This is a genomic window from Pseudomonas triticicola, assembly GCF_019145375.1.
Classification (GTDB): domain Bacteria; phylum Pseudomonadota; class Gammaproteobacteria; order Pseudomonadales; family Pseudomonadaceae; genus Aquipseudomonas; species Aquipseudomonas triticicola.
Genome location: NZ_JAHSTX010000001.1, coordinates 4,102,579 through 4,123,495 on the forward strand (window position 1 = coordinate 4,102,579; position 20,917 = coordinate 4,123,495).

The window sequence follows — 20,917 nt, forward strand, 5'->3', positions numbered from 1 at the left end:
CAGCCTTCGGCAGCTCCTACATTGGGTAGTGATTAACTCGGCATCATTCGGCACACTGGCGGTCTGACTTTTTACCTCCAACCTGACTGAGAGGAACGATCATGGTTCTGCGCTCGGAAATTCTGGTGAACAAAAACGTGCTTCCAACCAAAGAACAAGCCCTGCCCGGCCGCGAAACCCCGATGACCCTGCCGGAAAAACACTTCGTCTTCGAAGACACCCCGCTGCTCGGTCCATTCTTTCAGGACGTCGACTTCGCGATTTTCGGTCTGGGTTGCTTCTGGGGCGCGGAACGACGCTTCTGGCAGCGCGAAGGCGTGGTCAGCACCGTGGTCGGTTACGCCGGTGGCTTCACGCCAAACCCGACGTACGAAGAAGTCTGCTCGGGCCTGACCGGCCACGCCGAAGTGGTATTGGTGGTGTATGACAAGGCTCAAGTCAGTTACGAAGAACTGCTGGCGATGTTCTGGGAACTGCACAACCCGACTCAGGGCATGCGTCAGGGCAACGACATCGGCACTCAGTACCGCTCGGTGATCTACGCGACCACCCCGGAGCAACTGGATGCGGCACTGAAAAGCAAAGACGTGTATCAGGCGGAACTGGCCAAGGCCGGTCTGGGTGAAATCAGCACCGAGATCGACCAGGCCCCGACCGTGTACTTTGCCGAGGCTTATCACCAGCAGTATCTGGCGAAGAACCCTGAAGGTTACTGCGGGATTGGCGGCACCGGCGTTTGCATGCCGAGCTGAAAGCTGCTAGCGGCAAGCTTCAAGCTGCAAGCGCTGTTTTCGCTTCAGCTTGTAGCTTGTAGCTTCATTCCGCTATTAACCAATCCATCTGCCAGCCACCCTGAGTCTGCCCCAGCTTCTTCGACAACCACGGCAGCAACTCACGCAATTCTTCTTCCAGCCCCCACGGCGGATTGGCGATCGCCAGCCCGGAACCGTTCAGGCTGTTCGGCGTATCCAGCGGATGCACCAGCAGCTCCACACGCAGCAACTTCGGCGCCCCCGTGCCTGCCAGGTCCTGATAGAAACGGCGCAGTGCACGCTGATCCTTCACCGGATACCAGATCGCCGCCACAGTCTGGCGCATGCGGCCGATGGCTTCTTTCATCGACGCCGCGCAACGCTGCATCTCGTCGAGTTGCTCGAACGGCGGATCGATCAGCATCACCGCGCGCTTTTCCTGCACCGGCAACATCGCCCGCGCCACATGCCAGCCCTCGCCCAGATGCACTTTCACTCGACGATCGCCGGCCATGTTGTCCTTGAGCAACACGCCATCTTCGGGATGCTTCTCGTTGAGCATCACCCGATCCTGCGGCCGCGTCAGACGCCGTGCCAGCTCCGGCGAACCCGGGTAATAGCGCAACTGGCCATCCGGGTTCATCTCGTGCAGCACCTTCATGTAGTCGGCGGTCAGCGCCGGCAGATCCGGCTGAGCCCACAACCGCGCAATGCCTTCCAGGTACTCGCCGGTGCGATTGGCCTGATCGCCCTGCAAGTCATACAGGCCAATGCCGGCGTGCGTGTCGAGATAGGCAAACGGCTGCTCCTTGCGCGACATCAGGGCGATGAGGCGGGTCAAGGTCAGGTGTTTGAACACATCGGCGTGATTGCCGGCATGGAAGGCGTGACGATAATTCATGGTTGCTCCTGCGAGGGCCGCAAAGTTTACCTTTTACCGGGCGGCAAGTCAGGGGTTGGCGGCTGAGCGGACAAAAGCCTGCCCCTCACCCTAACCCTCTCCCGGAGGGAGAGCGGACTGACGGTGGTGATCTTGCGAGTTACATCGACCTGAGTGATCGACTTGATCTCAGGCTTGGCCAAGCGTAGATAAGCGCGCAAGTCGCAAGTCGTCACACGACCAGTCCCCAGAAAGAACACCACCATCCAGGCTTGGCCAAGCGAAGTTCACCCCTGAAGTCGCAGGTCGGTATACATCACCCAGACAACTCGGTCAGTCCCCTCTCCCTCTGGGAGAGGGCTAGGGTGAGGGGCTTTGCTTTTATAGCGTTAAACTGGCAAACCATGAACGACAGGAAGTCAAAAACTCATGCGATATCTGATCATCTGTTTACTCAGCCTTCTTAGTCCATACCTCGCCCTTGCCGACGAAACCCACATTGAACAGGCACGCCAGACACTAAAGAACTACGGGCTGAGCCACTCCATCCTGGCGCCATTCAATGAGCAATCAGCCCTGAGGAAAGACATTGCACTATCCGCCAATGCCTACTCATTCATGGGCAACGGCCTGCATTCCATCCTGCAAAATGAAGACATGCTGCAAGTGCTGCACGATCCCTATAAAGAAACACTGAGCTACATATCGGCGGCTTACCAGCAGACACCGTCACGCAGCAAACTCTCAAATGAAAAAGTGGTGTTCCTTGCGTGCCTGAAGATCTACAACTCCGAAGCGTTCAACCGCTTTATCAAAACCCAAGATGCCTACATCTCTGACTGCCCCCCCGATTTCAATCAATCAAAAGATCGCAGCCTTCGGCGGCTCCTACATGGGATAGGCGCTCACTCTGCCGAAGGCTGCGATCTTTTGATCTTCAGGCGGGCAAGCTGCGCAGGCGCTTGCCGATGACATCGAGCACATCACAGCCATCGCGCAATGGGATGGCGCACAGCAGGGCGAAGTCGCTGAGGATCACGGAGTCGCATTCGATCGAGCCGCGCATGCACATGTTTTCCAGGACCTGGACCACGGCGCGGATGCGATGGTTGGCGGCGTCCATGAGGATGTCGAGGGGCACGTGGGTGTCGATGAACAGGCTGGGCATGTCGCTGCAATTGCCGGTGAGGGCCATGAAGCGGTTATCGGGGTGAGGCGTGATTTTCTTGTAGGGCGGATCATGTTTTGTCGTTGTCATTCTTGGCATCCCTGAAGTTCTGAGTGGAGCCGCCATTGACCTTCCTACGGGTTTGGGTGGCAGCCATGTGCGGGAGTAGGAACTGAGAACTCCAAATCAGCCACGTCGAAACGTGTCCCGCACAAAGCCGCCGTCAACTTGTCATGAATACGTTTTGACCCTTGTATTCAGCCTGCGGCACTTATGCACTTCAGAGTTCGGGATCCTACCCCCTGTCACCGTTCTCGTGGTGACAACGAAAAGACTATCCCTGCAACCCACCGCGCACCAGTTCATGAAAACCGCCGCGATTCGAAGGAAACGTCCGAAGCGTTTGCCCCGAAATTTCACTCTGCCTCTGCCAGCAAAAACTCCAGAAGCGCCGATCGTGACGAATCTTCCGACATCGATAATTTGAAAAACTGCCCGACCTTGCAGCGCAGGACCGTCTCGGGAAACGCCTCGAACACGGCCCGTTGCTCCTCGCTCAGCCATTGCAGAGCATTGGCGATGCGTACGCTTGCATCAGTCTGCGTCAACAGCGATTGCGGCACGCTCCACCACGGAAAGACCCGCCCCGAAACCAGCGCACGGCCCCCGATTTCAATGGCCTGGCCATTGATCAAGGCTCGTGAAACGACTGGCAGCAATTGCGCGGGAATGACCTCGTCAGAGTACAAAAGAGGCAGCAGAAACCGACCATCCCAAAAGCGAAAAAACACCGCTTTACCGTCCGGCATCAGCACTTGAGTCAGGCTGCGGAAATGTTCGACCAGCACTTCCATATCTGCCGAAGACACCGCCAACCATCCCCAGTCCCGGGATTGTGTTTCCGCCACCCAACGTAAAAACTCACTGTCCGCAGCGACAATTCCCACATAGGGCATCACCGCGTCCCACTCGGCATAAATGGTCTCGGCCCAGACCGGATGAGCTGTGCCCCGCCAGGCTTTGAATGCATCGGCATCGCTGGCGCGGCTGAAAATGGCGAACAGTTGTTCCGACGCGTGCAGCGGCTGCCGCGCCAGCCAATCTTCGGGCGTCAATTGTTCAGGCTGCACAGACACCGTCCTTGCACCGCTCACACTCTTCGCAGAAAGGCGCATCACCTTTGAGACTCATGATCTGTGCGGCGGTGAGAACCGCCGCCGACTCAGCGACCAGTTTCTCTGGCAAGCCCGGCACCACCGGTGCCGCACTCGTTGCCGCCATTGGCGAGCCACCCACAACAATCGGCACGCTGCTGAAAATTCCGCCGGGGCCGATGTTGATCCACTGTCCGCCGGCCTGAATCGTCGCGCTCGCGCCGCCATCAATGACCACTTGCTGGCCTGCGCTGATATGGATCTGCGCCGAGGCGCTGGTGGCCTGGCTGTTTACCCGAACCTGTCGGTCGCCAAGCACAGACAAATGATCATCCTGCCTGACTTCGGTCTGGCGCTGGCCGTGGGTGATGCGTTGCTCGTCGGCCTTGAGTTCATGCCGGGCAGTCCCTGTGACCACCACACTGCGCTGATTATCGACCTGCAGCTGCTGGTCGTTGAGCACATGCTGGGTCCAGTTGCGCTGCGCACGCAGGTAGATTTCCTCGGCACCTTTTTTGTCTTCGATGCGCAGTTCGTTATAACCGCCACCGCCAGGGCTGCTCTGGCTGCGGAAGATACTGCGGGTCTTGTCTGCCGGCAGATCCAGCGGCACCGGGGTCGCCGCATTCGGCAGGCAACCCATGACCAGCGGCTTGTCGGCATCGCCATCAATGAAGCCGACCAGCACTTCCATGCCGACGCGCGGAATCAACACGCTGCCGTAGTGATCGTGAGCCCAACCGGTCGCGACGCGCAGCCAGCAACTGGAGTGCTCGTTGAGTTCGCCATCACGATCCCAGGCCAGTTGCACTTTGACCCGTCCGTATTCATCGCAATGGATTTCCAGGTCTTTCGGGCCGGTGACCACGGCAGGTTGGTAGCCCGACATGCGCGGTTTTTCCGGGCACAGCGTTGGACGAAAGACCACGTCCCACGGCGTGGCGACGAAAGTATTGCGGTAGCCCTGGAAGGATTCGCCATCGCTGGTCACCGATTCCTCAAGCACCTGCGGCTGACGGCCGTGATGCTCGACACAGGTGAGCAACCACAGATCATTCCAGTCGCTGCGCGGATGCTCGGTGAGTTGCAGAAAATGCCCGCAGACGAGTGAGGATTCGTCGCTGCTGCCCTCGGCCTGACGGTAATCGGCGACGTGCCGTTCCAACGCTCGCCGAGTCAGCTGTTTGCCGGTTTCGCGATCATTAAATTGGCCGGGGAAGTGATAGTCCTCCAGCACCGGACGCTGCTCGCCGTCACTGCGACTTTCCAGCGACAGCCGTGGTTTTTCGAAGTTGTAGTCGCGCCGGGTGACGACGCTGGTGCGGGTCTCCACGCGCACATTGAAACGTTGAATCGCCGGCGCGCCAGCCGACATGCCGCTGCCCGGAAGATACAGCGTCGGCTCGGGCAGCTTGGGGAACACGGTCTGATCGTCGCCGAATACCAGCAGATGGCCTTCGGGGCTGTGTTGAAAGTGGTAATGAATGCCGACTTCGGCACACAGGCGCTGGATGAAGGCCAGATCGCTTTCGGCGTATTGCACGCAGTATTCGCGCTCCGGGTATTCGCTGCCCAGGCGAAATTCAAAGGCATCGCGCAGGATCGAATGATCCTTGAGGATCTGTGTGATGATCTGCGGCACGCTCTGATGCTGAAAAATACGCTGGTTGATGCGATGCCCCAGATACGTCAGACGCGGGACAAGGCTGAGGTGATAGCGTGTCAGACGTTTCCCGGAATCGCCCTGCCCGACCTGATAAATCTGACCATGAATACCGCAACCCTGAGCATCGAAACTCAGAAACGCCTGACCATGCAGCAGGCTTTCCAGATCCAGGTCCGGCCGCTCGCTGACCAGTTCCAGTTCGAAGCGAAAGGGTTGGCTGATGGCTTCCCTGCCCGTGAACTCAAGGACCTTGAGGTCATGCCGGGCGCCTTCGAGTGTCAACGTGAAACGCGGTTGATTGGCAGGCGCGAACATCCGATGTCTCTCTGCAGTGTGAGGGCGGGCGATTCTGCATGAGGGGCAAGAGGTGCCGAGCAGGTGACGGGAAATTCAGATTTGCCCTACGTGGTTTGCTGAAACGACCTTGTTAATTCGGCCGTTCGACTACAGACAATTCAATCAAACCTGCCACCCACCCTGTGGGAGCGAGCCTGCTCGCGAAAGCGGCATGTCAGTCGACACATTCATTGAATGATCAATCGCATTCGCGAGCAGGCTCGCTCCCACAATGGATTTCCACAGGATTCGAGAAATCACAGGCACAAAAAAACGGCCCGCTTCCTGTAGGAAACGGGCCGTTTTCATGTGAGCCGAAGCTCAGTCCATCACTTGTTCAGATGGAAGTCTTTTTCCGCTGCCTCGAAACGCTCAACCATGCCACGAGTCGGCTCACCCGCCTTGCTGACAAAGTAGATGGCCAGGCTGGCGAAGATGAAGCCCGGAATGATTTCGTACAGACCCAGCAGTTCGAAATGCTTCCAGACCACCACGGTGATCGCGCCGACCAGAATACCGGCCAGTGCGCCGTTGCGGGTCATGTCTTTCCAGACCACCGAAATCAGCACCACCGGACCGAATGCAGCACCGAAACCGGCCCAGGCGTAGGACACCAGGCCCAGCACGCGGTTTTCCGGGTTGGCAGCCAGCGCGATAGCAATCAGGGCTACCAGCAGCACCATGGCACGACCGACCCAGACCAGCTCCAGTTGCGAAGCGGATTTGCGCAGGAAGGCTTTATAGAAGTCTTCGGTCAGGGCGCTCGAGCACACCAGCAACTGGCAGCTCAGGGTGCTCATCACCGCAGCCAGAATGGCCGACAGCAGTACACCGGCAACCCATGGGTTGAAGAGGATTTTCGCCAGTTCGATGAACACGCGCTCCGGATTCTCGATCACAGGACCGGCGACTTCCGGGTGCGCCGAGAAGTAAGCGATACCGAAGAAGCCCACCGCAACGGTGCCGCCCAGGCACAGGATCATCCAAGCCATGGAAATGCGACGCGCCTTGGCGATCGACTTCACCGAATCCGCCGCCATGAAACGCGCGAGGATGTGCGGCTGGCCGAAGTAGCCCAGACCCCAGCCCATCAGCGAGATGATGCCGATGAAGGTGGTGCCTTTGAGCATGTCGAAGTTGCTTGGATCTTGCGCTTCGATGGCGAGGAACGTGGTGTCAACGCCGCCTGTGGCCAGCAGGACGATGATCGGCGTAAGGATCAGCGCGAAGATCATCAGCGTGGCTTGGACGGTGTCGGTCCAGCTCACTGCGAGGAAACCGCCGATGAAGGTGTAGGCAATCGTCGCCGCAGCACCGGCCCACAGCGCCGTTTCGTAGGTCATGCCGAACGTGCTTTCGAACAGACGGGCACCAGCGACGATGCCGGAAGCGCAGTAGATGGTAAAGAACACCAGAATCACGATCGCCGAGATAATCCGCAGCAAGCCGCTTTTATCTTCGAAACGGCTGGAAAAATAATCCGGCAGAGTCAGGGCATCGCCGTTGTGCTCGGTCTGCACACGCAGACGGCCGGCGACAAACAGCCAGTTCAGGTAGGCACCGACGATCAGGCCGATGGCGATCCAGCTTTCGGACAGACCGGACATGTAGATGGCGCCCGGCAGGCCCATCAGCAACCAGCCGCTCATGTCGGAGGCACCGGCAGACAGCGCGGTGACGACGCTGCCGAGGCTGCGACCACCGAGAATATAGTCGGAAAGGTTGTTGGTGGAGCGATAGGCCATCAAGCCGATCAGCACCATTGCTGCGATGTAGATCACGAACGTGATCAGGGTTGGATTGCTTACGCTCATTGAGTTACGCCCTGGCTTTGTTTTTATGTAGCGGCGGTGGTGAACCGCTCGCAAACGACGACGTTTGGCAGACGATCCGGGATCCCGCGCATTTAAGACTGATGTTTCCCCAGGAAAGCCATCAGCCGGTGCACCGGGTTATTCCCGGTTGCACCTTGGCGGCGAATGCTATGCAACAAAGCAAATAAGGTGCAACCAGTTTCGCGAGAATTAGTTGCACCCAGTCGGATTAATCGACGATCACCGCGTTTTTGCTCCCTTTTGTCGCAGTCACGGCTATTTGCTAGAAGCAAAAGCACCAAGCAGGAGCGGCACTTTCGTACCAGAAATTATTTCCTGACGAGCTGCGTATTATTCCGGCAAAAAAAGGGTTGCACCCGGTTGCACCTCATTCAACGCACGGCTAATCTTGCGGCCAGCTGATGCCACGCAACTGTGGCAACCATGAGGATAAAAATATGGCTACCACCACCCTTGGGGTCAAACTCGATGACCCGACCCGCGAGCGCCTGAAGGCTGCCGCAACCTCGATTGATCGCACGCCGCACTGGCTGATCAAGCAGGCAATTTTCAATTACCTGGAAAAACTCGAGGGTGGTGCAACCCTGACCGAGTTGAACGGTTTAACCGCCAAAGACGCCGATGACGCAGGCGAAGTGCAGACCGATCACGCTCACCAATGCTTCCTCGAATTTGCTGAAAGCATTCTGCCGCAATCCGTGCTGCGTGCTTCAATCACCGCCGCCTACCGCCGCCCTGAGCCGGAAGTGGTGCCGATGCTGATCGAGCAGGCGCGCCTGCCAGCACCGATGGCCGAAGCCACCAACAAACTCGCGGCGACCATCGCCGAAAAACTGCGTAACCAGAAAAGTGCCGGCGGTCGTGCGGGCATTGTTCAGGGCCTGCTGCAGGAGTTCTCCCTGTCGTCCCAGGAAGGCGTGGCGCTGATGTGCCTGGCCGAAGCGTTGCTGCGCATCCCGGACAAAGGCACCCGCGATGCGCTGATCCGCGACAAGATCAGCACCGGCAACTGGCATCCGCACCTGGGCAACAGCCCTTCGCTGTTCGTCAACGCTGCGACCTGGGGTCTGCTGCTGACTGGCAAACTGGTCTCCACCCACAACGAAGCCGGCCTGACCTCGTCGCTGAGCCGCATCATCGGCAAGAGCGGCGAGCCGATGATCCGCAAGGGCGTCGACATGGCCATGCGCCTGATGGGCGAGCAGTTCGTGACCGGCGAAACCATCGCCGAAGCGCTGGCCAATGCGAGCAAGTTCGAAGCCAAGGGCTTCCGTTATTCCTACGACATGCTCGGTGAAGCGGCACTCACCGAAATCGACGCGCAAAAATACCTGGCGTCGTACGAACAAGCGATCCATTCGATCGGCAAAGCGTCCCACGGCCGTGGGATTTATGAAGGCCCGGGCATCTCCATCAAGCTCTCGGCGCTGCACCCGCGTTACAGCCGTGCGCAGTACGAGCGCGTGATGGACGAGCTGTACCCGCGCCTGCTGTCGCTGACTCTGCTGGCCAAGCAATACGACATCGGCCTGAACATCGACGCCGAAGAAGCCGATCGCCTCGAGCTGTCGCTGGATCTGCTTGAGCGCCTGTGCTTCGAGCCGCAGCTGACTGGCTGGAACGGCATCGGTTTCGTTATCCAGGCTTACCAGAAACGTTGCCCGTACGTGATCGACTACGTGATCGATCTGGCCCGCCGCAGCCGTCATCGCCTGATGATCCGCCTGGTGAAAGGTGCGTACTGGGACAGCGAAATCAAACGCGCTCAGGTCGAAGGCCTGGAAGGCTATCCGGTCTACACCCGCAAGGTTTACACCGACGTTTCCTACATTGCGTGCGCACGCAAACTGCTGTCGGTACCGGAAGTCATCTACCCGCAATTCGCTACGCACAACGCCCACACCCTGTCGGCGATCTACCACATCGCCGGTCAGAACTATTACCCGGGCCAGTACGAGTTCCAGTGCCTGCACGGCATGGGCGAACCGCTCTACGAACAGGTTGTCGGCAAGGTTTCCGAGGGCAAGCTGAACCGTCCGTGCCGCGTGTACGCACCGGTCGGCACTCACGAAACCCTGCTGGCTTACCTCGTACGTCGCTTGCTGGAAAACGGCGCGAACACTTCGTTCGTCAACCGCATCGCCGACCAGTCGATTTCGATTCAGGAACTGGTGGCCGATCCGGTGGCACAGATCGAGCAGATGGCCACCGTGGAAGGCGGTTTTGGCCTGCCGCACCCGCGCATTCCGCTGCCGCGTGACCTGTACGGTGCCGAGCGCGCCAACTCCAGCGGCATCGACATGGCTAACGAACATCGTCTGGCCTCGCTGTCCTGCGCTTTGCTCGCCACCGCGCACAACGACTGGAAAGCCGCGCCGATGCTCGGTTGCGCCTCCAGCAACGAAACGCCGGTCGCGGTGCTGAACCCGTCCGATCACCGCGATGTGGTCGGTCACGTTCAAGAAGCTACGGTCGAAGATGTCGACAACGCCATTCAATGCGCGCTGAACGCCGCGCCGATCTGGCAGGCCACCCCGCCGGCCGAACGTGCTGCAATTCTGGAACGTGCCGCTGATTTGATGGAGGGCGAAATCCAGCCGCTGATGGGCCTGTTGGCTCGCGAAGCCGGTAAGACTTTCGCCAACGCCATCGCCGAAGTCCGCGAAGCGGTCGACTTCCTGCGTTATTACGCAGTGCAGGCACGCAACGATTTCAGCAACGACGCCCACCGTCCACTTGGTCCGGTGGTGTGCATCAGCCCGTGGAACTTCCCGCTGGCAATTTTCAGCGGTCAAGTCGCTGCCGCTCTGGCCGCCGGCAACCCGGTACTGGCCAAACCGGCCGAACAGACTCCGCTGGTCGCCGCTCAAGCCGTGCGTCTGATGCTCGAAGCCGGCATTCCGGAAGGCGTGCTGCAACTGCTGCCGGGGCGCGGTGAAACCGTCGGCGCCGGTCTGGTTGGCGATGAGCGCGTCAAAGGCGTGATGTTCACTGGTTCCACCGAAGTCGCGCGCTTGCTGCAACGCAACATCGCTGGCCGTCTCGACAGCCAGGGCCGTCCGATTCCGCTGATCGCCGAAACCGGTGGCCAGAACGCGATGATCGTCGATTCCTCGGCACTGACCGAACAAGTGGTGATCGACGTGGTGTCGTCGGCCTTCGACAGCGCCGGTCAGCGTTGCTCGGCACTGCGCGTGCTGTGCCTGCAGGAAGATTCCGCCGATCGCGTCATCGAAATGCTCAAGGGTGCCATGGCTGAAAGCCGTCTCGGCAACCCCGAGCGCCTGTCCGTGGATATCGGCCCGGTGATCGACGCCGAAGCCAAGGCCGGCATCGACAAGCACATCCAGGGCATGCGCGACAAAGGTCGGAATGTTTACCAGGTGGCGATTGCCGACAGCGAAGAGGTCAAGCGCGGCACCTTCGTCATGCCGACCCTGATCGAGCTGGAAAGCTTCGACGAACTGCAACGCGAAATCTTCGGCCCGGTACTGCACGTGGTGCGCTACAAGCGCAAGGAGCTGGACCAACTGATCGGCCAGATCAACGCCTCCGGTTACGGCCTGACGCTGGGCGTGCACACGCGCATCGACGAGACCATCGCCAAGGTGATCGACAACGTCAACGCCGGTAACGTCTACGTCAACCGCAACATCGTTGGTGCCGTGGTCGGCGTGCAGCCATTCGGCGGCGAAGGCCTGTCGGGTACTGGCCCGAAAGCCGGTGGCCCGCTGTATCTGTACCGCCTGCTGTCGACGCGTCCTGCCGACGCCATCGAACAATCCTTCGCCCGCGGTGATGCCATCGTCGCCCCGGACGTGCGCTTGCGCGATGCCATGAGCCAATCGTTGAACGCGCTGAAAGCCTGGGCCGATAACAACAAGTTCGCCGACCTGAGCACTCTGTGCGTGCAATACGCGGCGCAATCGCAGAGCGGCATCACCCGCGTGCTGGCCGGCCCGACCGGCGAGAAAAACAGCTACGCCATCCTGCCGCGCGAACACGTGCTGTGCCTGGCGGAAGTTGAAGGTGATCTGCTGACGCAACTGGCGGCGGTGCTGGCGGTGGGCGGTTCGGCGGTGTGGCCGGAAACCGAGCTGAGCAAGGCGTTGTTCGCCCGTCTGCCGAAAGAAGTGCAGGCGCGGATCAAGCGCGTCGCCGACTGGAACAAGGACGAAGTGGTGTTCGATGCCGTGCTGCATCACGGCCACTCCGACCAGTTGCGCGGCGTCTGCCAGCAGATCGCCCAGCGTGGCGGTGCAATCGTTGGCGTTCAGGGCCTGTCTCAGGGCGAGACCAACATTGCCCTGGAGCGTCTGGTGATCGAACGGGCATTGAGCGTCAACACCGCTGCGGCGGGGGGTAATGCCAGCTTGATGACCATCGGATAAAAGCAGCTACAAGCTTCGAGCGACAAGCTGCAAGTAAAAGCAAACTGCTCTTACTTGCAGCTTGAAGCTTGTGGCTTGTGCCGCCCCATCACCCTTATCTATCTTCCTTCCCCATTTTTATGGGCCTACCTAGACTGCGGCATACTTTCTTAAGGTAGGCCGCCATGTCCGAGACGCTGCTCAGTTCCCGCAATCTGGCTTTCGAGTTGTACGAAGTCCTCGATGCCGAGGGCCTGACCCGGCGCGAGCGCTTTGCCGAGCACAATCGCGAGACCTTCGACGCCGCCATCGGCACCGCGCGCAACATCGCCGAAAAGTATTTCGCCCCGCACAACCGCAAGGGCGATGAAAACGAGCCGCGCTATGAAGACGGCCAGGCCATTCTGATTCCCGAAGTGAAACCGGCGGTGGATGCCTTTCTCGAAGCCGGATTTCTTAACGCCGCACGCAGTTTTGAAGCGGGCGGCATGCAATTACCGACCCTGCTGTCGCAAGCCTGCTTCGCGCACTTTCAGTCCGCCAACGCAGCGTCGACCTCGTACCCGTTCCTGACCATGGGCGCGGCCAACCTGATCGAGAGCTTCGGCAGCGAAGAGCAGAAACAGCGCTTCCTGCAACCCATGATCGACGGACGTTTCTTCGGCACCATGGCCCTGACCGAGCCCCATGCCGGTTCGTCGCTGTCGGACATTCGCACCCGCGCCGAGCCCGCATCCGACGGCACCTATCGCCTGAAGGGCAACAAGATTTTCATTTCCGGTGGTGATCACCCACTGTCGGAAAACATCGTGCACATGGTGCTCGCCAAACTGCCCGACGCCCCGCCGGGGGTGAAAGGTATTTCGCTGTTTATCGTGCCGAAGTTTCTGGTCAACGACGACGGCAGCCTCGGCCAGCGCAACGACGTGCTGCTCGCCGGCTTGTTCCACAAGATGGGCTGGCGCGGCACCACATCGACGGCGCTGAACTTCGGCGATAACGGCGAGTGCGTCGGCTATCTGGTGGGCAAACCGCACCATGGTTTGAGCTACATGTTCCAGATGATGAACGAAGCGCGGATCGGCGTCGGCATGGGCGCAGTGATGCTCGGCTATGCCGGTTACCTGTATTCGCTGGAATATGCGCGTGAGCGGCCGCAGGGCCGGGTGCCAGACAGCAAGGATCCGACCACCGCGCCGGTGGCGATCATTCAGCACGCGGACGTCAGACGCATGCTGCTGACGCAGAAGTCCTACGTCGAAGGGGCATTTGACCTCGGCCTGTATGCCGCGCGGTTGTTCGATGACACCACCACGCTGGAAACCGAAGCCGAACGCAAACAGGCTCATGAACTGTTGGACCTGCTGACGCCGATCGTCAAATCCTGGCCTTCGGAGTTTTGCCTGAAGGCCAACGAACTGGCGATCCAAATTCTTGGCGGCCACGGCTACACCCGTGAGTACCCGGTGGAGCAGTACTACCGTGACAACCGCTTGAATCCGATCCACGAAGGCACCCACGGCATCCAGTCGCTGGATCTGCTTGGGCGCAAACTGGTGCAGAACGGTGGCGCCGGTCTCAAGCAACTGATTCGATTGATCGCCAACACGGCCGAACGTGCCACTGCCTACGACTCGTTGACTACCCTGCGCGAACCGCTGGAAAAACTCGTGGCCCGCTTGCAAACCGTGACCATCGGCCTGCTCACGGATCTGGCCCAAGGCAAGGTCAACAGCAGCCTGGCGAACTCGGCGCTGTACCTGAAAGTGTTCGGCCACGCGGTGATCGGCTGGCGCTGGCTAGAGCAGGCGATCCGCGCCGAGGAAGGCCTGGCCAAAGGCAATTCGGCGGATGTTGACTTCTACAAGGGCAAGTTGCAGGCGGCGCGGTATTTCCTGACATGGGAAGTGCCGGGTTGCCAGCATGAGCTGGACCTGCTGGAGGCGCGGGATGAAACGTGTCTGGGGATGCAGGATGCGTGGTTCTGAAACGCTACCCTCACCCCAGCCCTCTCCCGGAGGGAGAGGGGGCCGAATGGGGGATATTCAAGAAGTACGCCGACCTGAAAGGGCCTTGTCGGATCCATAATCGACTGGTGTTTTCAGGTCGATGTATAGCGAGAGACGCCTCGGTCAGTCCCCTCTCCCTCCGGGAGAGGGCTAGGGTGAGGGGCTTTTCAGGTCTGATACTCAACTCAACTTGAACCCACCCATCTGCCGCGCCAGATCATCCGCCAGCCGCTGCAACATCTGACAATCCTCACGACAGGCCCGAACCTCCCCCGCCGTCGCCCGCGCCAGATCGGAAATCCCCTGCACGTTGCGGTTGATCTCTTCGGTCACCGCCGACTGCTCCTCGGTCGCGGTCGCTACCTGATGGTTCATGTCACTGATGCGCTCGACCTGGCCGGTAATCGCCGTCAGCGACGCGCCGGTGCGCTGGCTCGATTCTACCCCGGTGCCGGTTGCAGCCTGACCGGTGCGCATCGACGACACGGCGTTTTCCGCGCCTTGCTTGAGGCTGCCGATCATCAGTTGAATTTCGTCGGTCGAGGCCTGGGTTCTGCGCGCCAGAGTGCGTACTTCGTCTGCAACTACGGCAAACCCGCGCCCCATATCCCCGGCGCGCGCCGCTTCGATAGCGGCATTAAGTGCGAGCAGATTGGTCTGTTCGGAAACGCCACGAATCACCGCCAGTACCGAATCGATCGACGCCACTTGCTGCGCCAGCTCAGCCACTGCGCCCGCCGCTACGCCGATTTCATCGGACATGCTTTCGATATGACGGATCGAGCCACCGACCACTTCCCGCGCCTGCAACGCCTCATCGCGCGCGGTTTGTGAGGCAAGCGCGGCGTTGCCGGCGTTTTGGGCGATCTCCTGCACGGTCAGGCCCATTTCGTGGACGGCGGTGGCTACCATGTCGGTCATTTCCTGCTGCCGGCCCGAACGCTCGGCGGTGTTGTCCACCACCTTCGCCACTTGCCCCACGGCCGTGCGCAGGCGTTCGCTGGTGGTCAGCACCTCGCCGATCATCGCGCGCTGGCTGTCGAGGAAACGATTGAAGCCGCGCGCCAGGTCGCCCAGCTCATCGGCACGGCTGGAATCTAACCGGTGGGTCAAATCTCCACCACCGCTACCGATGGCCACCAGCGCCGTGTTACTTGTCGAATCGGTCGTACCAGCCCCTGCGCCAGCCACACCACCAACGCCAGGCAGACCAACGCCACCACCAGACCGATGCCGCCACTCATCCACATCGCTTTCCGTGCTTCGGCGTAGATTTGCGACTGCGGCACTTCGGCCACCAGCGTCCAGCCGAGATCACGCAGCGGCAGGCTGAAGGCGAGGAAGTCTTCACCGTCGCGTTCGAAACTGCTGTTCACCGCATCCTTGTGCCCCATCAGCGCTTGCGCCGCATTGGCACCGATCTGCTCGGTCAAGGTGCGTTTGCCGCTGTACTGCGCCTCAGGATGGACCTGAATCAGACCGTCGGAACGCACGAGATAGACCTTGCCGCGCTCGCCGAAACTGAAGTTGTGGATCAGCTCCGACAGCTCTTTCATGCTCAGCCCAAGTCCGGCGACACCGACGACTTTGCCGGCCTGCTCGACCTTCAGATCGATGAACAGGGCCAGCTCGCCAGTGGCGCCGTCGTTGTCGATATTGAGGGTGCGCGGCTGACTGCTGTCGAGAAAGGAATAGAACCACGCATCGGCCGGTTTCGCGCGACTGAGGGTGCGGTCCAGGCCTTTTTCGGTGATGTAGTGGTTGGATTCGGTGCCGATGATCAGCGCAGTGAAGGCCTTGTGTTCGGCGCGGATCCCTTCCAGATACTGCGCAAAAAGCGCGGTTTTGCTGCTGTCCTCGCCTGTCGCCAGCCAGTCACGCACCATGCTGTTGCTGGCGATGTCCTTGGCGGCGGTGAGCGGTTGCACGAGGATGCGTTCGATATCGTTGCGCGTCGCTTCGATACTCGACGGCAGTGCTTGCTCGACCAGATAGCTCTGGGCGAGGCGGTTGACCACCAGGGTATAAATGCCAACCACGATCACGATGCTGATCAGCAGGGCCGCGCCCATGCCGAGAATCAACTGCCACTGAATACTGCGTCGCCACCACTGCATGGAGCACCCCCAAGGAATAAGTGGCCGAAACACTGCAACAGCCGTGCCGATTGTATACACCCCAACCGACAATCTATTCCTTGGTTGTGCGCAACCTCATCAGCCCTGACTGATGGTCTTGGCAATCGTCTCGACCGTGGCGCTGACTTGCTCTTGATAACGCTCGAGTTCTTCTTTGTGCTGCTTCTTCATTTCGATCTGCTGCGAGCACAGATTCATCGCCGCCAGCACCAGCAAACGGTCGCCGATCAGCGTCGGGTATTTGCGCTTGGTGTCTTCCAGCGCTGCCTTGAGCATCATCGCCGCGTCCAGCAGGGTCTGTTCTTCCCCGGCCGGTGCCTTGATCGAATAGTCCTCGCCGAGAATGGAGATGACTTTTACCCCTGCTGTGCCGTGGTTCATGCGCTGACAGGACCGGCATTGACGCGATCAACCAGCGCCTGAATGCGCGCGGCGGTGGCGCCGTGTTTTTCTTCCTGCTCCATCAGGCTCAGTTGCAGGTTTTCGTTTTCATCCTTGGCCTGGGCCAGTTCCGTGGACAGGGTCTGGTTGGTCTGCAGCAAGGTCTGGTTCTGTTGCACCAGGTCGCTGACGAGCTGTTCCAATTGGCTGAGGGATGCTTCCAACATTTTGATCTTCCAAGCGTTTTTCAAAGGGCGCGTACGATAAAGAAAAGTCACCACGGATGCCAGGGCTAAACCGGCGCAAGGCCTTGATTTTCCTGGGTGGCGAAGCTTCTCGCGAGTTTAAAAGACTGTGATTGGTCGATCTGGTTCCTGCACTTCGTCGCTCAAGCCCCTCTGCGACAAATACGCACACCACCTCAAGACTTTAGTCGTATGACCGATAAGTCACCCATACAGCAGTCTCAGCCCGCATGGATGCGGCCCTTTTCGGTATCCGCCCATGTCCCTTCGCAATATGAATATCGCCCCACGGGCGTTCACCGGCTTCGCCCTGATCGGCGGCCTGATGTTGATCCTCGGCGTGTTTGCGCTGAACCAGATGAGCAAGATCCGCGCGGCCGGCGAAGACATCGCTACCGCCAGCGTGCCGTCGATCAAGGCTCTGGACGAATTCACCCAACTGACCCTGCGCCTGCGCGTGCTGTCCTATCGTTTGCTGATCAATCGCGAACCCGACGTGCAGCAGAAAACCATCGAACTGTTCGACCTGCGCAACCGCCAGATCAGCGATGCGCAACGCGCCTATGAACCACTGATCTCCAGCCCCGAGGAACGCGCGGCGTACGATCAGTACGTGCAGTTGCTGGCGCAGTACCGTCAGCTTGAAGAACGCATGAAAACCCTGTCGCGCAACAATCAGGTCGACGAGTTGCGGCAGATGCTCAACAGCGATTTGCTGAGCAACTCAGAGGCCGTCAACACCGCACTTGCGCGTCTGCTGGAGATCAACACTCAACAAATTGCCGAGACTGATCAGGGCGCCAAGGATCAGTACTCGATGTCGTTCGATCTGGTCGTCACTCTGCTGGTGATCGCCAGCGGCCTGACCCTGCTGTTCGCCTGGCTGCTGACCGTGAGCATTACCAAGCCGATTTCAAAGGCACTCGAGGCGGCGGAAACCATCGCCGAAGGCAACCTGACCCAGCCGATCCATGTCGATGGCGAAGATGAAGCCGGGCGCCTGCTGGCGGCGATGGCGAAGATGCAATCGAAGCTGCGCGATACCCTGCAGCGCATCTCCGGTTCGGCCACACAGCTTGCGTCTGCTGCGGAAGAGCTGAACAGCGTCACCGATGAAAGTGCGCGCGGCCTGACCCAGCAGAACAACGAAATCGAGCAGGCCGCCACTGCGGTCAATGAGATGACCAGCGCCGTCGAAGAAGTCGCGCGCAACGCGGTCAGCACTTCGGAAGCCTCGAAAAACGCCACCACTTCGGCGGGCGACGGCCGTGATCTGGTGCAGGAAACCGTCAGCGCCATCGAACGCATGAGCGCCGACGTGCAGAGCACCGCGTCGCTGATCGGCGACCTGGCCAATGAATCCCGCGACATCGGCAAGGTGCTCGACGTGATTCGTGGGCTGGCCGACCAGACCAACCTGCTGGCCTTGAACGCAGCGATCGAAGCAGCCCGTGCCGGTGAGGCCGGTCGTGGTTTTGCCGTGGTGGCGGACGAAGTGCGCGCACTGGCCCATCGCACCCAGCAGTCGACCAGCGAAATCGAGCGCATGATCGGCAGCATCCAGAGCGGCACCGAACACGCCGTAGATTCGATGCGCAACAGCACCGAACGCGCCGAATCGACCTTGAATATCGCCCGTGGCGCCGGGATGTCGCTGGACACCATCAACAGCGCCATCGTCGAAATCAACGAGCGCAACCTGGTCATCGCCAGCGCCGCCGAAGAGCAGGCGCAGGTGGCGCGGGAAGTCGATCGCAATCTGGTCAACATCCGCGATCTGTCGGTGCAATCGGCAACCGGCGCCAATCAGACCAGTGCGGCGAGCAATGAGCTGTCGCGCTTGGCACTGGACCTTAACAACATGGTTGGGCGGTTCAGCCTGTAACCGAAAGCAAGATCAAAAGCTACCCCCTCACCCCAGCCCTCTCCCCCAAGGGGGCGAGGGGGAAGGGAGCATCGGGGGCTTTCGAAATGCCCGTTCGACTCGGTAGTTCAGGGCGCAGCAGCAGGCACATTCACTCCGATCAGTCCCCTCTCCCTCCGGGAGAGGGCTAGGGTGAGGGGCAGCAATGCCGTGTCGAACTCGAATTCTGATGCCCCCCTGAAATCCTTTTTGACAGCATCACATTTCAACAGGTTAGAATCGCTGGCACGCAGACTGCATGGTCAGTTTGTGCCTCGTCTTTACGCTTCCGGAGTACTGCCTTTGAATGCGACGACCATCAACAGCCTGTTCTTGATCGGCGCGTTGCTGGTAGGCGCAAGCATTCTTGTCAGTTCTCTTTCTTCACGTCTCGGCATTCCGATTCTGGTCATCATTCTCGCGGTCGGCATGGCCGCCGGGGTCGATGGTGGCGGGATCATTTTCGATAACTACCCGACGGCCTATCTGGTCGGCAACCTCGCCCTGGCAGTGATCCTGCTCGACGGCGGCTTGCGTACGCGGGTGTCGAGTTTCCGCGTGGCCTTGTGGCCGGCGCTGTCGCTGGCCACGGTCGGGGTGTTGATCACCACCGGGCTGACCGGGATGGCCGCTGCGTGGCTGTTCGACCTCAATCTGATTCAGGGCCTGCTGATCGGCGCCATCGTCGGCTCGACCGACGCCGCTGCGGTGTTCTCGCTGCTCGGCGGTAAAGGCCTCAACGAACGGGTCAGCGCCAGTCTGGAAATCGAATCCGGCAGCAACGACCCGATGGCGGTGTTTCTCACCGTGACCCTGATCGACATGCTCGCCAGCGGCGAAACCGGCTTGCACTGGAGTCTGCTGACCCACCTGATCCGCGAATTCGGCATCGGTGGCGTGATCGGTCTGGGCGGCGGCTGGGTGATGCTGCAACTGGTCAACCGCATCAATCTCGCCGCTGGGCTCTATCCGATCCTCATCATTGCTGGCGGTCTGGTGGTGTTCGCGCTGACCAACGCCTTGCATGGCAGCGGCTTCCTCGCTGTCTATCTGTGCGGCCTGGTGATCGGCAACCGCCCGGTGCGCAGCCGCCACGGCATTCTGCACATGCTCGACGGCATGGCCTGGCTGGCGCAGATCGGCATGTTCCTGGTGCTGGGCCTGCTGGTCACGCCCCACGATCTGCTGCCGATCGCCCTGCCCGCCCTCGGTCTGGCGCTGTGGATGATCCTGTTTGCACGGCCGCTGTCGGTGATGGTCGGCCTGCTGCCGTTCAAGGCCTTTCACGGTCGCGAAAAAGCCTTTATTTCCTGGGTCGGCCTGCGCGGCGCGGTGCCGATCATTCTCGCGGTATTCCCGCTGATGGCCGGGCTGCCGCAAGCGCAGTTGTATTTCAATCTGGCGTTCTTCATCGTGTTGGTGTCGCTGCTGGTGCAGGGCACGAGCCTGCCGTGGGTGGCCAAATTGCTCAAGGTGACCGTTCCGCCAGAGCCAGCGCCGATATCCCGAGCGGCACTGGAAGTGCACGTCACCAGCGAGTGGGAACTGTTCGTTTACAAGCTCGGCGCGGAGAAATGGTGCATCGGTTCGCCCCTGCGTGAGCTGAAAATGCCCGAAGGCACACGCATCGCGGCGCTGTTTCGTGGTCAGCAACTGCTCCATCCGTCGGGTAGTACGGTGCTGGAAGTCGATGATTTGCTGTGTGTTATTGGCCATGAACACAACTTGCCGGCCCTCGGTAAACTGTTCAGCCAGGCACCGCAACGCGGCCTCGATCTGCGTTTCTTCGGCGACTTCGTGCTCGAAGGAGACGCCCAGCTTAAAGCGGTTGCAGCGCTGTATGGCTTGCCGGCCGAAGGCATTGATCCGGACATGACTCTGGGCGCGTTCATTGCGCAAAAAGTCGGGGGTGCTCCCATCGTCGGCGACCAGGTGGAGTGGAACAACACCCACTGGACGGTGGCGGTCATGGACGGGAACAAGATCGGCAAAGTGGGCGTCAGATTCCCCGAAGGAAGTCGCCCGGGCCCCGGACTCTTCCTCTAAACTGCCTCCACTCTCACTTGCTTGACCGGTCTCT

Annotated in this window: 14 protein-coding genes and 2 pseudogenes; 7 read left to right on the forward strand and 9 right to left on the reverse strand. The window is 60.0% G+C overall.

The genetic code is table 11. The features are described 5' to 3' along the window. The first annotated feature begins 101 nt into the window (after positions 1 to 101). The gene (gene msrA, locus KVG85_RS18085; protein WP_129998224.1) at positions 102 to 752 is read left to right on the forward strand and encodes a peptide-methionine (S)-S-oxide reductase MsrA; all 651 of its coding nucleotides are present in this window, start codon (positions 102 to 104) and stop codon (positions 750 to 752) included. Positions 753 to 816: 64 nt separating this feature from the next. Here the strand turns inward: msrA and KVG85_RS18090 are convergent, their stop codons facing one another. Continuing rightward, positions 817 to 1,653 carry a 23S rRNA (adenine(2030)-N(6))-methyltransferase RlmJ gene (locus KVG85_RS18090; protein ID WP_217864553.1) on the reverse strand — a complete coding sequence of 279 codons (837 nt, stop codon included), beginning with the start codon at positions 1,651 to 1,653 and terminating at the stop codon, positions 817 to 819. 408 nt (positions 1,654 to 2,061) lie between these two features. Between KVG85_RS18090 and KVG85_RS18095 the strand changes: the two genes are divergently transcribed. Next, positions 2,062 to 2,604: a hypothetical protein gene (locus KVG85_RS18095; protein ID WP_225926690.1), complete on the forward strand. Its 543-nt coding sequence runs from the start codon at positions 2,062 to 2,064 to the stop codon at positions 2,602 to 2,604. Here KVG85_RS18095 and KVG85_RS18100 read toward each other — a convergent pair. From KVG85_RS18100 to putP, 4 genes are all read right to left on the reverse strand, one after another. Beyond that, on the reverse strand, positions 2,570 to 2,890 hold the full coding sequence (locus KVG85_RS18100) for a hypothetical protein (RefSeq protein ID WP_217864554.1): 321 nt from the start codon (positions 2,888 to 2,890) through the stop codon (positions 2,570 to 2,572). The two genes, KVG85_RS18095 and KVG85_RS18100, sit on opposite strands and share 35 nt — an antisense overlap. 326 nt (positions 2,891 to 3,216) lie before the next feature. After that, the gene (locus tag KVG85_RS18105; protein WP_217864555.1) at positions 3,217 to 3,930 is read right to left on the reverse strand and encodes a DUF4123 domain-containing protein; all 714 of its coding nucleotides are present in this window, start codon (positions 3,928 to 3,930) and stop codon (positions 3,217 to 3,219) included. Then, complete coding sequence (locus KVG85_RS18110) at positions 3,920 to 5,935, reverse strand: type VI secretion system Vgr family protein (protein ID WP_217864556.1); 2,016 nt, start codon at positions 5,933 to 5,935, stop codon at positions 3,920 to 3,922. The genes KVG85_RS18105 and KVG85_RS18110 overlap by 11 nt, the downstream gene beginning before the upstream one ends. A gap of 350 nt (positions 5,936 to 6,285) precedes the next feature. Continuing rightward, a complete protein-coding gene (gene putP / locus KVG85_RS18115) occupies positions 6,286 to 7,770 on the reverse strand; it encodes a sodium/proline symporter PutP (RefSeq protein ID WP_217864557.1) in 1,485 nt (494 codons plus the stop codon). A 458-nt stretch (positions 7,771 to 8,228) separates the two neighbouring features. Between putP and putA the strand changes: the two genes are divergently transcribed. Then, positions 8,229 to 12,182 (forward strand): trifunctional transcriptional regulator/proline dehydrogenase/L-glutamate gamma-semialdehyde dehydrogenase, encoded by a 3,954-nt coding sequence (putA, locus tag KVG85_RS18120; protein WP_217864558.1) that lies wholly within the window; start codon positions 8,229 to 8,231, stop codon positions 12,180 to 12,182. A gap of 164 nt (positions 12,183 to 12,346) precedes the next feature. Continuing rightward, positions 12,347 to 14,149, forward strand: coding sequence for an acyl-CoA dehydrogenase (locus tag KVG85_RS18125; RefSeq protein ID WP_217864559.1), 1,803 nt, complete (start codon positions 12,347 to 12,349; stop codon positions 14,147 to 14,149). A gap of 201 nt (positions 14,150 to 14,350) precedes the next feature. Here KVG85_RS18125 and KVG85_RS26340 read toward each other — a convergent pair whose 3' ends face one another. The 4 genes from KVG85_RS26340 to KVG85_RS18140 all read right to left on the reverse strand — a co-directional run bounded on the left by KVG85_RS26340 (position 14,351) and on the right by KVG85_RS18140 (position 16,916). Further along, positions 14,351 to 15,196 carry a methyl-accepting chemotaxis protein gene (locus tag KVG85_RS26340; protein WP_437182201.1) on the reverse strand — a complete coding sequence of 282 codons (846 nt, stop codon included), beginning with the start codon at positions 15,194 to 15,196 and terminating at the stop codon, positions 14,351 to 14,353. Positions 15,197 to 15,279: 83 nt separating this feature from the next. Continuing rightward, positions 15,280 to 16,287 carry a cache domain-containing protein gene (locus tag KVG85_RS26345; protein WP_437182189.1) on the reverse strand — a complete coding sequence of 336 codons (1,008 nt, stop codon included), beginning with the start codon at positions 16,285 to 16,287 and terminating at the stop codon, positions 15,280 to 15,282. Positions 16,288 to 16,386: 99 nt separating this feature from the next. Continuing rightward, the gene (locus KVG85_RS18135) at positions 16,387 to 16,689 is read right to left on the reverse strand and encodes a cell division protein ZapA (protein WP_039756738.1); all 303 of its coding nucleotides are present in this window, start codon (positions 16,687 to 16,689) and stop codon (positions 16,387 to 16,389) included. Continuing rightward, the gene (locus tag KVG85_RS18140) at positions 16,686 to 16,916 is read right to left on the reverse strand and encodes a hypothetical protein (RefSeq protein WP_217864560.1); all 231 of its coding nucleotides are present in this window, start codon (positions 16,914 to 16,916) and stop codon (positions 16,686 to 16,688) included. Before KVG85_RS18140 ends, KVG85_RS18135 begins: the two co-directional genes overlap by 4 nt. Before the next feature lie 343 nt (positions 16,917 to 17,259). Here KVG85_RS18140 and KVG85_RS26350 point away from each other — a divergent pair. From KVG85_RS26350 to KVG85_RS18150, 3 genes and pseudogenes are all read left to right on the forward strand, one after another. After that, positions 17,260 to 17,916 (forward strand): annotated as a pseudogene (locus tag KVG85_RS26350) (MCP four helix bundle domain-containing protein); the annotation flags it as partial. Positions 17,917 to 18,219: 303 nt separating this feature from the next. Further along, positions 18,220 to 18,819 (forward strand): annotated as a pseudogene (locus KVG85_RS26355) (methyl-accepting chemotaxis protein); the annotation flags it as partial. 321 nt (positions 18,820 to 19,140) lie between these two features. Continuing rightward, positions 19,141 to 20,883 (forward strand): potassium/proton antiporter, encoded by a 1,743-nt coding sequence (locus KVG85_RS18150; protein WP_024011302.1) that lies wholly within the window; start codon positions 19,141 to 19,143, stop codon positions 20,881 to 20,883. Positions 20,884 to 20,917: the final 34 nt, after the last annotated feature.